Source organism: Stenotrophomonas sp. AB1(2024) (genome assembly GCF_037482345.1).
In the GTDB taxonomy this organism is placed as follows: Bacteria; Pseudomonadota; Gammaproteobacteria; order Xanthomonadales; family Xanthomonadaceae; genus Stenotrophomonas.
This window is the reverse complement of the sequence record NZ_JBBHKO020000001.1, coordinates 2,450,281-2,463,455: the sequence shown is the minus strand read 5'-3', so window position 1 is coordinate 2,463,455 and position 13,175 is coordinate 2,450,281. Positions and strand designations below refer to the sequence as shown.

Sequence of the window (13,175 nt, the reverse complement as noted above, 5' to 3'; positions counted from 1 at the left end):
TCAACCCACCGTATCAAGGAAGACGAGGTCGCCCCCATACAAGTCGAAGCCCAGGGCCTCCATCAGGGGCGCTGCATAGATCTCAATTTCCCGGCCATCGTGAAGCGGGTGTAGCACGTTGAAGTCATCGCGCTCAAGCATGTGCAGCGCGACCTCTCGACCTGTTGTCACGTTCTCAATCTTGGCGCTTGGCATGGTCCGACTGTTACCCCGATCTAGTGCTCGGATCTTCACTCTAACTCTAATGGGCGACGCAAGGGTTTTCGCTGAGACAATAGCACTGAATCTTCTAGATACTTCCGGCGTAAATGTCATTTGCGGATATGTTCGAGATCCGACTAGATTGAGGTCGACAATGCTTCCCTCCTCTCTCTTGATTAGTCCAACCAAGGGTGAGATCTCTTTGACAATCGACCTGTTCGAATAAGCGACGGACCAGCTCGCTGGCCTGTTGGTCAGAAGATCTTCAAATGACTGAGTGTCCGATCCCATGTCGGAGATGTACCCGATTCGCTCACTGTATTGAACGGCTAGCGATTTAGTATAGTCCCCACCGGATTCAATCGCCTTCTCGAAGACTGGAGAAACGGCCGCAGCTATGCGATCGATGATGCCCTCCGCTCCCGCTCTGACTGCATCGAGAACGATGCCTCCCTCTCGAGGGTAAAGCGCGAGGAACTCCGTATCCGCGTACTCATTTCCCTTGAGTCGAGCGTGCTTCCACACCTCCCCGTGTTTCTCTATGAGGTAGGCCCTATCGATCGCACGCTGCATGTGCTCATAGGTGTTCGCGAGGACTCGAACGGGAACCTTGTGATCGACAGTGATTGGGCCATCAAAGTGAATACTGAAAAGCGCCACGCATCCTCTCCTTGGTTACGATCAGCCAGACCGTTTTTGTGCTGGCAAGGAATATCTTATATCCAGACATTGCGGCAAGAGATTCGCAAACTTCAGTCGCCTACTCACGTCCTGGTGAGCACAGGCCTTCGTTCATCCTCAACTGTGCCATCAGAGCCCCGTGGTCGTATCGCTCCTCCTTCCCGGTTACACCCACATTTCAAGGGAGTTTGGGTAACACGTGCAGATGCTGAACTGGCGGTGCTATGAGCTCGTTACTTGCTTCGGTTGCAGCCCTTGCTTCGGCCGGCTACTCGCAGACAGCGAATTTTTGCAGTTGCGCGGTCGCTCTGGTTTCTAGAATGAACGGTCAAAGAAAAAGGGCGGCCCCAAGGGCCGCCCTTTTTCATAAGTCAAACCCCAACCGGATTAGCCTTCTCAGGATCAATCTTGTACTGCTTGATAGCCCGAGCCACATCCTTCCCGGTCATCTTCCCATCCTTGGCCAGTGCCGCAATCGCGGCATGCGCGATGTAGTACCGGTCCACTTCAAAGAAGCGACGCAGGTTCGCACGGGTATCCGAACGGCCAAAGCCATCGGTACCCAGCACGGTGAACGTAGCCGGCACGAACGCGCGGATCTGGTCCGCATACGCACGCACGTAGTCGGTAGCGGCAATCACCGGGCCCTGGCGATCTTCCAGCAGCTCGGTCACGTACGCCTTGCGCTGGGGTTCTTCCGGGTGCAGGCGGTTCCAACGCTCGGCGTCGAAACCATCGCGGCGCAGTTCGTTGTAGCTGGGGCAGCTCCAGATATCGGCGGTGACGCCGAAATCCTTCTCCAGCAGCGCGGCCGCTTCAATGGCTTCGCGCAGGATGGTGCCCGAACCCATCAGCTGCACGCGCAGCTCGTTCTTCTTCGGCTTGCCGGCGTCGGTGAGCAGGTACATGCCCTTGACGATGCCTTCGGCCGCACCTTCCGGCATTTCCGGGTGGGTGTAGTTTTCGTTCATCAGAGTGATGTAGTAGTACTCATCAATCTGGTCTTCCATCATGGCCTTGGTGCCGTGCTGCAGGATGACCGTGACTTCGAAGCCGAAGGTGGGGTCATAGCTGCGCACGTTCGGAATGCCGCCAGCGGCCAGATGGCTGTGGCCATCTTCGTGCTGCAGGCCTTCACCGTTGAGCGTGGTGCGGCCGGCGGTGCCGCCGAGCAGGAAGCCGCGGGTACGCATGTCGGCGGCCTGCCAAGCAATGTCGCCCACGCGCTGGAAGCCGAACATGCTGTAGTAGATGTAGAACGGCAGCATCGGCACGTTGGAAACCGAGTAGCTGGTACCGGCGGCCATCCAGGAGCTGATGGCACCCGGCTCGCTGATGCCCTGCTGCAGCACCTGGCCGCTCTGGTCTTCGCGGTAGAACATGAGCTGGTCGGCGTCGACCGGCTTGTACTTCTGGCCAAACGGGGCGTAGATGCCGATCTGGCGGAACAGGCCTTCCATGCCGAAGGTACGGGCTTCGTCGGCCACGATCGGCACGATGTGCGGGCCCAGTTCCTTGTCGCGCAGGGTGATGTTCAGGCTCTGTACGAAGGCCATGGTGGTGGAGTAGCTGCGCTCGCCGCTGCTCTTGAGCAGGCGTTCGTAGGTTTCCAGCTTCGGTGCGTTGAAGCTCTTGGTGGCCTTGCGGCGGCGCTGCGGCAGGTAACCGCCCAGTGCGGCGCGACGCTCCTGCAGGTACTTCACTTCCGGCGAATCCGGGCCCGGGTGGTAGAACGGCACCTGGCCGTCCTTGAGCTGTTCGTCGGTGACCGGAATGTTGAAGCGGTCGCGGAAGTGGCGCACCGCTTCGTCGTCCAGCTTCTTGGTCTGGTGGGTCGGGTTGAGCGCTTCACCGGCGCTGCCCATGCCGTAGCCCTTGACCGTCTTGGCCAGGATCACGGTGGGCATGCCCTTGGTGTTCACGGCCTGGTGGTAAGCGGCGTACACCTTGTGCGGGTCGTGGCCACCCCGGTTGAGGCGCCAGATGTCGTCGTCGGAAAGACCAGCCACCATGGCGGCGGTTTCCGGGTACTTGCCGAAGAAATGCTCGCGCGTGTACGCGCCGCCGAAGGCCTTGCAGTTCTGGTATTCGCCGTCGACGGTTTCCATCATCAGCTTGCGCAGCACACCGTTGGTGTCCTTGGCCAGCAGGGCATCCCAGTAACCGCCCCACAGCAGCTTGATGACATTCCAGCCGCCGCCACGGAACACGCCTTCCAGTTCCTGGATGATCTTGCCGTTGCCGCGCACCGGGCCATCGAGGCGCTGCAGGTTGCAGTTCACCACGAAGATCAGGTTGTCCAGGCCTTCACGGCCGGCCAGCGCGATGGCGCCCAGGGTTTCCGGTTCGTCCGATTCGCCGTCGCCGATGAAGCACCACACCTTGCGGTCGCTCTTTTCGATCAGGCCACGGTTTTCCAGGTAACGCAGGAACTGCGCCTGGTAGATGGCGGCCAGCGGGCCCAGGCCCATCGACACGGTGGGGGTCTGCCAGTAATCGGGCATCAGCCACGGGTGCGGGTAGCTGGAAAGGCCACCGCCGTCCACTTCCATGCGGAACTTGTCCAGCTGCTGCTCGTCGATGCGGCCTTCGAGGAACGAACGCGCATAGATGCCCGGGGCGCTGTGGCCCTGGATGAAGAGCAGGTCGCCGGGGTGGTTGTCGCTGGGGGCGCGCCAGAAGTGGTTGAAGCCCACGTCATACAGGGTGGCACCGGAGGCGAAGCTGGCGATGTGGCCGCCCAGGTCGCCCGGCTTGCGGTTGGCGCGCACCACGGTGGCCATGGCGTTCCAGCGGATGATGGAACGAATGCGCCATTCCAGGTCGGCGTTGCCCGGGCTCTTGGCCTCCAGGGTCGGCGCGATGGTGTTCACGTACTCGGTGGTGGGAGAGAACGGCAGGTAAGCACCCGAACGACGGGTCAGTTCCACCATGCCTTCCAACAGTTGATGCGCGCGCTCAGGGCCCTCGACATCAATAACGGCCTTCAGCGACTCGATCCATTCCTGGGTTTCCACAGGATTCGGGTCGTTGTTCAGCACCTCGTTCAACCAGTTCATTAGCGCTCCCATGACCGCACGCACGCGCGCGACTGTTTTAGATTTCTAGCCGCAAAGTGTAGCGCACCCATGGGTTTGCTTACTTCGCTACGGGTGCGTATGGAGGTGCTGCGGTTGTGTCTTGGGGACAGGGCGCGACAGTGGAGCGTGTTGGTTCGGGGGGTTCCACGGCTGGCTTCAGGTTGATGCGCGGGCGGTTTTGAGGGCTGCCGTTGGCTAGCGTTGTCATTGCGCGTCGTGGAACCAGCGGAGTGTTCTACCTGGGGGACGTACCGTTGTGGTGGACGGTCGGGCGTAGAGCCACGCCCTGCGTGGCTGCATGCGGTCCCTCTGGGGTCATCGGTTTGCTGAACGATGGCGCAGCCACGCAGGGCGTGGCTCTACACGCCGGGCAGGTTTCGATATATCGTTAGCGAACTTCATTCGATATATCGAAATGACCGCTCCCCGTGATCTGGATGGCCCCGCCCGTCCGCTGACGTCCCGGCCGCTCAGCCGCGGCGACCTGCGCCTGCTGGTGCTGTCGCTGCTGGCGGCGCAGCCGCGCCATGGCTACGAGCTCATCCAGTGCATCAGTGAGATGTTCGTGCGGGTGTACACGCCCAGTGCGGGCTCGATCTACCCGGTGTTGGCGCAGTTCGAGGCCGCCGGCTGGGTCAACGCGCTGGAAGAGGCCGGGCGCAAGCGCTACCAGCTCACCGAACTGGGGCAGGCCGAGCTGGCCGCCCAGCGCGAGGAGGTGGACGCGGCGCTGCACCGGGTGCGCCACAGCGCGCGCGCGATCGCCAAGGCCAACCTGCCGCCGGTGGTGCGCGATGCCATGCGCGAACTGAAGCAGGCGCTGAGCCTGCACCACGCGCGCTGGCAGGATGACACCGCGGTGGCGGTGGCCCAGGCACTGCGTGAGGCCGCCGCGCAGATCCGCGCGCAGGGCCGCGCGCAGGGCCGCTGAACCGTTTTTCCCCTTATTCGACCCCGCCCGCGTTTCGCCAGCCAGGTCTTTCCCCCTACGCCGCTGCGGCGGCTTTGAAACAGGTACATCGCCATGGCTTTGCATGAAAACAAGTTGGTGCGCCACACCGTGAAGTTCCGCCCGCTGCAGGTGCTGCGCACGGAAGAAATCAGCCCGTGCATGCGCCGGGTGATCGTGGGCGGTGAGGCGCTGGAGGGCTTTGAATCGCCTTCGCCCGATGACCACGTGAAGCTGTTCTTCCCGAATGCGGAAGGCCAGTTCGTGGTGCCCACCCTGACCCCGGAAGGCCCGCGCTACCCGGAAGGGCAGGAGCCCTCCCCTGCCCGCGATTACACCCCGCGCTGGTGGGACCTGGAAGCGAAGGAGCTGGCGCTGGACTTCGTGATGCACGGCGACGGCATTGCCTCTCGCTGGGCGGCCAATGCCAAGGCCGGCGATGCAATTGCGGTGGGTGGGCCGCGTGGCTCGCACATCACCGCTGACGACTTCGATACCTATGTGCTGATGGGCGATGAGACCGCGCTGCCGGCCATCGGCCGCTGGCTGGAGACGTTGCCGGAGGGCGCGCGCGCGGATGTGTACATCGAGATTCCGGAGGCGGGCGACCGCCAGGTGCTGCCGGACGATGACCGCATCCGGGTGTCGTGGCTGGAGCGCAATGGGTTTGATGCGGCCACCAGCACCCTGCTGGAGGATGTGTTGACCGATTTCGAGGAGCCGGAGGGCGATACGTTCTATTGGATTGCCACCGAATCGCGCCGGGCGCGGATGATGCGCAAGTACGTGGAGGGGCATCTGGGGGTGCCGAAGGATTGGATCCGCTCGAAGGGGTATTGGAAGGCGCATCCAGAGCACGAAGGCGACTGAGTGCGGTAGCCCCGGCCGTTGGCCGGACCACGCACCGCCTGGGCCGGCCAACGGCCGGCGCTACCGGGATCTTGGCCGGTGGGTCACTGCCGGTGGATTGACCACGCACCGCCTCGGCCGGCCAACGACCGGCGCTACCGGGATCTTGGCCGGTGGGTCACTGCCGGTGGATTGACCACGCACCGCCTCGGCCGGCCAACGACCGGCGCTACCGGGATATTGGCCGGTGGGTCACTGCCGGTGGATTGACCACGCACCGCCTGGGCCGGCCAACGGCCGGCGCTACCGGCGACTGCCCCGCATTCCTCGCCATGCGACAATCGCGTTTTGGGCCGGTGGCTTTCGATGCAAGCAGCTTCTCTTTCGGCCCTGGCCGACCTGATCGCGCGCCTGGAGCGCGCCGATGCCACGCTGGACGCCACCCTGGCTGCCACCGCCCCGCAGGCCACCGTGCCGATGCGCTTGGCGGTGCTGCCGTTGGCCCGCGCCCAGCTGGCGCTGGTGCAGGCCAACACCGATATCACCCTGGTGGCCGATGAGTTGCGCCGTTACCAGAAGTACGCAGTGCCGGGTAAGCCAAGCCTGCAGATCGTGCAGCTGCGCAAGCAGCAGGGCGCGGTGAAGCAGACGGCGCTGATTGCGCGGCAGAATTTCGCCCAGGCCACGCATGCGTTTCTGCGCGAGAGTGGGTTGACCGCCCCGGCACGACGGTTGCCGACGGATTTCGCGAGTGGGTGGTTGGCGAAGATCGCGGCAGCGTAATCCACCGAGCACAAACAAAAATCCCGCCTTTCGGCGGGATTTTTGCGTTCAACATCGTTACCGCTTACGCAGCCGGCTTTTCGCCGGTGGCTTCGGTGGTGATGCGGATGTTCACTTCATCGCTCACGTTCGGGGCATACGCGCCCACGCCGAAATCGCTGCGCTTGAGGGTGGTGGTGGCATCGAAGCCAGCGGCCGGAACCTTGGCCATCGGGTGCTCGCCGCCGGCGTTGACGGTCACATCCAGGGTCACCGGCTTGGTGATGTCCTTGATGGTCAGGTCGCCGGTGACGGTGAGCTTGTTGGTGCCGGCAGCTTCAACCTTGGTGCTCTTGAAGGTGGCGGCCGGGAACTTGGCGGCGTCGAAGAAATCGGCGCTGCGCAGGTGCTCGTCGAACTTGGCGGTGAAGCTGTTGAGGCCGCTCAGCGGCAGCTTCACTTCCAAGGTGGACTTGGTCACGTCGGCCGCGTCGTACACCAGGGTGCCTTCAACGTTGCCGAAGTGCGCGGTCGGGTGCGAGAAACCGAAGTGGCTCCACTGGGCCAGCACGTCGGTGTGGCTCGGGTCGAGCGTGTAGGTGCCCGATGCGATCTGGATGGCTTCAGCGGCCGGGGCGGCAGCAGCATCGGCAGCCGGGGTGGTGGTCGCAGCCGGCGTAGCATCGGCGGCCGGGGCAGCGGTCTCTTCAGCCGGCTTTGAGCAGGCGGCGATGGCCAGGGTCAGGGCCAGCGGCAGGAGCAGTTTGCGGGTAACGGTCATGGCAGGTCTCTCTCGAATTCACAGGGAAAAGGAAAAGTGATGCAACAGCCCGTCCGCACGGACGGGACAGATGATACCGGCCATCCGGGTCTATACCCTTCGGGCCGTCGCTGCGCGACGTTGAGAACGGCTCCAGGCCGTTCTCTTCGGCGGGAACGCTTATTCGATGCGGGCAGCTTCGTCGAAGGCCAGGCGAGGCAGCCGCGGGAACAGGCCCGAAGAATCACCGTAACCCAGATTGACCAGGAAATTCGACTTGATCGTGGTGCCCTTGAAGAAGGCTTCGTCCACCTTGGCCGGGTCGAAACCGCTCATCGGGCCGGCATCCAGGCCCAGCGCGCGGGCGGCCAGGATCAGGTAGGCGCCCTGCAGGCTGCCGTTGCGGAATGCCGATGCGTGGCGACCTTCACGCGGGCCTTCGAACCATGCCTTGGCATCGGTATGCGGGAACAGGTAGGGCAGCTTTTCGTGGAAGTCTTCGTCGAAGGCGATGATGACGGTGACCGGGGCGGCCAGAGTCTTGTCGTGGTTCCCTTCGGACAGCGCCGGGGCAAGCTTGGCCTTGGCTTCGGGCGACTTCACGAACACAAAACGCGCCGGGCTCGAGTTGGCGGCCGTGGGGCCCCACTTCAGCAGTTCGTACAGGGCCTTCAGCTGGCTATCTTCGACCGGCTTGTCGAGGAAAGCATTCTGGGTACGGGCGGTACGGAACAACTGGTCAAGCGCAGCATCGTTGAGCACGTTGGACATGAAGCCTCCGGTGAAACACGTTGGACGAAGAAGAAGGAATCCCGCACGCCGTGCGCTACCTTTATGGGCACTGCACGGTCGGCGAAGGCTGGCAGTGTAGAGTGTCGCGACTGTTGCAACACCCAGCCTGACTGAAACGAATTAATGCCATACGTGAAACGATGGAGTCCGCCCTGGACGATCACTGACGGCCGTGCCGGCAATGTGCGGCAGGCAGTGGCCCTGGCCACGGCATTGAAGCTGGGGGTGCATCGCCCGCTGGTGCTGGTACCGCGTGCGCCCTGGAAATGGGTGGCGCCGCGTTGGTTGCCGGGCATGGCCGGGGGCTACGGCGGGGCGTTCGCGGCATTGGCCGCGCAACCACCCGGGCTGGCGGTGGGCTGTGGCCGCCAGGCGGCCGGGGCGCTGCGCGAACTGCGCCGGCGCGGCAGCAAGGTGGTGCAGATCCTCGACCCGCGCCTGGGCACGCGCCATTGGGATCTGCTGGTGGTGCCCGAACACGATGCCCTGCGCGGCAGCAACGTGCTCACCCTGCTGGGCAGCCTGAACCCGGTGGACGACGACTGGCTGATGGTGGGCCGCGCCGCGTTTGCCAGCTTCGGCCAACTGCCCGGGCCGCGCACCGCGCTGCTGGTGGGTGGCCCTACCCCGCACGCGCCGTGGCACGAGCCGGACATGGTGAAGGTGTTCCAGCAACTGGCCGAACAGCTGCGCGCCGAAGGCGGCAGCCTGCTGGCCACCACCTCGCGGCGCACGCCACCGGCACTGGTGGGCGCGCTGCGCAGTGCGTTTGCCGGTGTGCCCGGGGTGATCTGGGGCGATGGCGGCGATGGGGTGAACCCATACGCAGGGCTGCTGGGCTGGGCCGACCGCATCGTGGTATCGCCCGATTCGGTGAACCTGCTCTCCGAAGCGTGCGGCACGCGCTTGCCGGTGGCGGTGGCGCTGGAGCACCAGGCGCAGGGCCGCATGGTGCAGTTCCAGCAGGCGTTGCGTGCACGCGGGCGGCTGCAGGAACGCTGGTTGGAGTGGGGTTATCCCGGGCCGATCGAACCGCTGCGCGAGACCGGGCGGATTGCCACGCAGGTGCGGGAGGCGCTGGAAATCCGGGCTTGACCGCGTGTTGCTTGGCTACCGATGCGGTGGCGATGCCCGCGCGGCACCCTACCGCCGGAGACTGGCAGCGGCGGGCAGCCTGGCACCCGCAGCCACGCAGGGCGTGGCTCTACGCGACGAGGCTGTGGGGTCGTGATGGTGTCTTCAACCTGAGCGCGGGCTGTGAGGTGAACAGCGTGGGGTGGCTGTCGCCGCCGCGAGCCGGGATAATCCGCCGCTTCCCTGCCCCTCCCCTGCTCCGCCATGACCGCGCGCCCTGCCATCGTGTTTGCCCCGTTGACCCTGCGCTCGCTGCTGCTGGCGGTGCTGGCCATGGGCGCGGTGGTGCTGGGCTCGAACGTGCTGGTGCAGTACCCGATCAACGATTGGCTGACCTGGGGCGCTTTCAGCTACCCGGTGGCTTTTTTGGTGAGCAACCTGATCAACCGCCGGTTTGGCCCGGCGGCGGCGCGGCGGGTGGCGTGGGCGGGGTTTGCGCTGGCGGTGCTGTTGTCGATCTGGATTGCGACCCCGCGCATTGCGGTGGCCTCGTGCCTGGCGTTCATTGCCGCGCAGCTGCTGGACATCACCGTGTTCGACCGGCTGCGCCGTGGCCATTGGTGGCGCGCGCCGATGGTGGCGACGACGTGCAGTGCGACGTTGGATACGGCGATTTTCTGGAGCATCGCGTTCGCCGGGTCGAGCCTGCCATGGGTGAGCTGGGCGGCGGGCGACCTGGCGGTGAAGCTGGCGATCGGTGTGTTCCTGCTGGCGCCGTTCCGCGCGCTGCTGTGGAAGATGGCGCCGCGCACCGCGTGACGGTAGAGCCACGCCCTGCGTGGCTGGCGGCCAACGCCAACGCGAACGGCATCCAGGCAGGGCGTGGATCTACCGCAATTCGTCATTACGCCGGTGGCGGACCGTACGGCGATTCGTCATTGCGGTGGTGACGGGCCGAACGGCAGCTCCGCAGCTTCACAGGCGGCTGTGATCACGCGTTTTGCTTCTTCCAACGCGGGGGTCAGGACCGCCAGGCGCGGCCTTCTGTCCAGCGTGCAGGCCAACCCTACGTCCAACAACGCGGCATGCGCTTCATGCAGCGCCTCGCGCGTGCCACCGGGCAGCCAGGCGATGCTGGCGAGCTGGTCAATCAGGCTTGGGGTATCACGCGGCGCCAGTACCTGCGGGTGCGCGCCGGCGCTGTCCAGCACGCCGGTCTGCAGCAGGAATTCGAGATCGACGATGCCACCGGCACCCTGCTTCAGATCCCAGCGTGCAGCATCGCTGCGGTCCAGTTCGGTACGCATGCGGCCGCGCATTTTCACTACATCGGCGTACAGCACCTCGCGTTCGCGCGGGCGCGCCAGCGTGGTCGCACGGATCTGTTCGAAATCCGCAAGCAGGCTGGCGTCGCCGGCAATGCCACGCGCGCGCACCAGGGCCTGGTGTTCCCAGGTCCACGCACGTTCGCGCTGGTATTCGGTATAGCTGGCCAGCGAGGACACCAGCGAACCCTTGCCGCCATCCGGGCGCAGGCGCACGTCGATGTCGTACAGGCGGCCGGCGGCGGTGACCGCGCCCAGCAGCGCCATCACCTTCTGCGCGAGGCGCGCGTACCACCGGCCCGGATCAAGCGGGCGGGCGCCGTTGCTGCTGTCCTGGTCGGCCGGGTGGTCGTGCAGGAACACCAGGTCCAGGTCGGAGCCGAAGCCCAGTTCCAGGCCGCCCAGGCTGCCGTAGCCGATGATGGCGAAACGCCCGCCCGGCACTTCACCGTGTGCGCGGCGCATATCCGCATCGGCCATCGCCAAGGCGGTGACCACCACGGCCTGTGCGAGCTGGGCGAGCTGGCGGGTGCTGTCCACGGCACGCTGGCGGCCATCCAGGGTGGCCAGGGCCATGCGGAAGCTCAGCGCAAGGCGGGTTTCATTGAGCAGGCGCAGCGCGGCTTCGGGGTCGTCCACGGCCAGGGCGGCATCGCACTCGGCCTGCATGGCGGTGGCGGCGGGCATCGGGCCGGAAACGCGCACGTCGAGCAGTTCGTCCAGCAGCAGCGGGTAGGCGGCGATGCGTTCGGCCAGCAGCGCGCTGCGCGCGAGCACGTCCACCAGCCGGGCCAGCGCGCTGGGCTGTTCGTCCAGCAGCGCCAGGTAGCTGGTGCGACGCAGGATGGCCTGCAGCAGGCCGAGCACGCGCTTGAGCGCGGCGTCGGGCTGCGGCGAGCGGGTGGCCGCGTGCAGCAGTGCGGGCAGCACGCGGTCAAGGCGTGCGCGGGCGTTGTCGCTGAGCGATTTCACGCCGAGTGACTGGGCGAAGTCGCGCAGCGACTGGTCGGCGCCGTGGGGATCGTGGAAGCCGGCGTTGGCCAGTACTTCGGCATCGCCGCCGTCGGGCAGGCCGCGCCAGTAGCTGTCCAGCGCATCGGGTGCGGCCTGCCCGGCGCGCGGGGCCAGCAGTGCGGCGAATTCGGTGCTGACCCGTTCGCGCTGCACATCCAGCGCGGCCAGCAGTGCGTCCCAGTCGGCGTAGTCCAGCCCGCAGGCAATGCGCAGGCGGTCGGTGGGGTCGGTGGGCAGTGCGTGGGTCTGGGCGTCGCGCAGCATCTGCAGGCGGTTTTCCAGGCGGCGCAGGAAGCCGTACGCGTGCAGCAGGTCTTCGCCGTCCTGCGGCGCCATCTGCCCGCAGGCGACCAACGCGGGCAGCGCATGCAGCAGGCGGCGCTCGCGCAGGCTGGCTTCACGGCCGCCGCGGATGAGCTGCAGGGCCTGGGAGAGGAATTCGATTTCGCGGATGCCGCCGGGGCCGCGCTTGATGTCATCGAACATGTCGCGGCGCGAGACTTCGGCGGTGATGGCCGCCTTCATTTCGCGCAGGCCATCGAGCGCGGTGAAATCGAGGTAGCGGCGGTACACGAACGGGCGCAGGGTCTGCAGCCAGGCTTCGCCCGCATCGATGTCGCCGGCCACGGCGCGTGCCTTGAGCCAGGCGTAGCGTTCCCAGTCGCGGCCTTCGCGCTGGAAGTACTGGTCCATGCCGGCAAAGGACAGGGCCACGCGGCCGGCGCTGCCGAACGGGCGCAGGCGCAGGTCGACGCGGTGGCTGAAGCCGTCCACGGTGGTTTCGTCGAGCAGGCGCGCCAGCCGCTGGCCAAGCCGGGCGAAGTATTCCTCGGCCGCGAGCGGGCGCGGGCCGTCGGATTCGCCGCCCTGCGGATAGGCGTAGACCAGATCCACGTCGGAACTGAAATTGAGTTCGCCGCCGCCGAGCTTGCCCAGGCCGAACACCACCAGCTGCTGGGCGCTGCCGTCGGCGGCGCGGACGACGCCGTGGCGGGTGGCAAATTCCCGCTCCAATGCGGCCAGGGCCAGCGCCAGGCACTCCTCGGCCAGGCGGGTGGCACCGGCCAGGGTGGCGGGCACGTCGTCCAGGCCCTCGAGGTCGCGCCAGATCAGGCGGGTGGAGCAGGCGGTGCGGTAGCGGCGCAGGCGCACGGGCCAGTCGGCCGGCTGCTGCGGGTCCAGTTCCGGGAGCGGCAGCGGCGGGCTGTTGATTTGGGTCAGTTGCGACAGAAGCGCGGGCTGCCGGCACAGGGTGTCGATGGCGAAGTCGCTGGTGATGGCCAGCAGGCGGAGCTTGGCGAGGACCGGTTCCGGGGGCGGCCACGAGCCTGAGTCGTTCAGGCTGAGCGCAAGACGGGCAAGCGCGCGGTCGACGAGCGGGACAAGGGCGGCGGGAACGGCATCGGCAGGAATCGGCATAAGACGATTATGCATGGCCACCCACCGCGTAGAGCCACGCCCTGCGTGGCTGCGCGGCACACCGGCCACCGCAGTTCCCGCAAACAGCATCCACGGTATTCAGGCAACAAGCAGGTGCCCCGTGCGGTGCGGCCAGACACGGGCGCGTGTCGACGCGCCAGACCCATCGGCGCCCCAAGACCCGGAGGCGAGACATAAAAAAGCCCGCTTGCAGCGAACTGCCAGCGGGCTCTGCTCCCTCCCCCACGTCGGGATGCAGGGCGATCTTC

Annotated in this window: 10 protein-coding genes; 5 read left to right on the top strand and 5 right to left on the bottom strand. The window is 65.8% G+C overall.

All coding sequences use genetic code 11. From position 1 onward, the window contains the following. A complete protein-coding gene (locus WIX41_RS11255; protein ID WP_339447559.1) occupies positions 1-861 on the bottom strand; it encodes a hypothetical protein in 861 nt (286 codons plus the stop codon). Positions 862-1,253: 392 nt separating this feature from the next. Next, complete coding sequence (gene aceE, locus WIX41_RS11250) at positions 1,254-3,941, bottom strand: pyruvate dehydrogenase (acetyl-transferring), homodimeric type (protein ID WP_339447557.1); 2,688 nt, start codon at positions 3,939-3,941, stop codon at positions 1,254-1,256. Positions 3,942-4,377: 436 nt separating this feature from the next. On the opposite strand from aceE, the gene WIX41_RS11245 reads away from it, so the two are divergent. From WIX41_RS11245 to WIX41_RS11235, 3 genes are all read left to right on the top strand, one after another. Continuing rightward, the gene (locus WIX41_RS11245; RefSeq protein WP_339447555.1) at positions 4,378-4,893 is read left to right on the top strand and encodes a helix-turn-helix transcriptional regulator; all 516 of its coding nucleotides are present in this window, start codon (positions 4,378-4,380) and stop codon (positions 4,891-4,893) included. 93 nt (positions 4,894-4,986) lie between these two features. Beyond that, a complete protein-coding gene (locus WIX41_RS11240) occupies positions 4,987-5,781 on the top strand; it encodes a siderophore-interacting protein (protein WP_339447553.1) in 795 nt (264 codons plus the stop codon). 345 nt (positions 5,782-6,126) lie between these two features. Then, complete coding sequence (locus WIX41_RS11235; RefSeq protein ID WP_339447551.1) at positions 6,127-6,543, top strand: hypothetical protein; 417 nt, start codon at positions 6,127-6,129, stop codon at positions 6,541-6,543. Positions 6,544-6,607: 64 nt separating this feature from the next. On the opposite strand, the gene WIX41_RS11230 is transcribed toward WIX41_RS11235, so the two are convergent. Together WIX41_RS11230 and WIX41_RS11225 are read right to left on the bottom strand one after the other, a co-directional pair. Continuing rightward, positions 6,608-7,303 carry a YceI family protein gene (locus WIX41_RS11230; protein ID WP_339447549.1) on the bottom strand — a complete coding sequence of 232 codons (696 nt, stop codon included), beginning with the start codon at positions 7,301-7,303 and terminating at the stop codon, positions 6,608-6,610. Positions 7,304-7,462: 159 nt separating this feature from the next. Next, positions 7,463-8,053, bottom strand: a complete 591-nt coding sequence (locus tag WIX41_RS11225) for a malonic semialdehyde reductase (RefSeq protein WP_339447547.1) — start codon at positions 8,051-8,053, stop codon at positions 7,463-7,465. Positions 8,054-8,197: 144 nt separating this feature from the next. On the opposite strand from WIX41_RS11225, the gene WIX41_RS11220 reads away from it, so the two are divergent. Next, the gene (locus WIX41_RS11220) at positions 8,198-9,169 is read left to right on the top strand and encodes a mitochondrial fission ELM1 family protein (protein ID WP_409187374.1); all 972 of its coding nucleotides are present in this window, start codon (positions 8,198-8,200) and stop codon (positions 9,167-9,169) included. 243 nt (positions 9,170-9,412) lie between these two features. Continuing rightward, on the top strand, positions 9,413-9,967 hold the full coding sequence (locus WIX41_RS11215) for a queuosine precursor transporter (RefSeq protein ID WP_339447543.1): 555 nt from the start codon (positions 9,413-9,415) through the stop codon (positions 9,965-9,967). Positions 9,968-10,083: 116 nt separating this feature from the next. Here the strand turns inward: WIX41_RS11215 and glnE are convergent, their stop codons facing one another. Then, positions 10,084-12,921, bottom strand: a complete 2,838-nt coding sequence (glnE, locus tag WIX41_RS11210) for a bifunctional [glutamate--ammonia ligase]-adenylyl-L-tyrosine phosphorylase/[glutamate--ammonia-ligase] adenylyltransferase (protein WP_339447541.1) — start codon at positions 12,919-12,921, stop codon at positions 10,084-10,086. Positions 12,922-13,175: the final 254 nt, after the last annotated feature.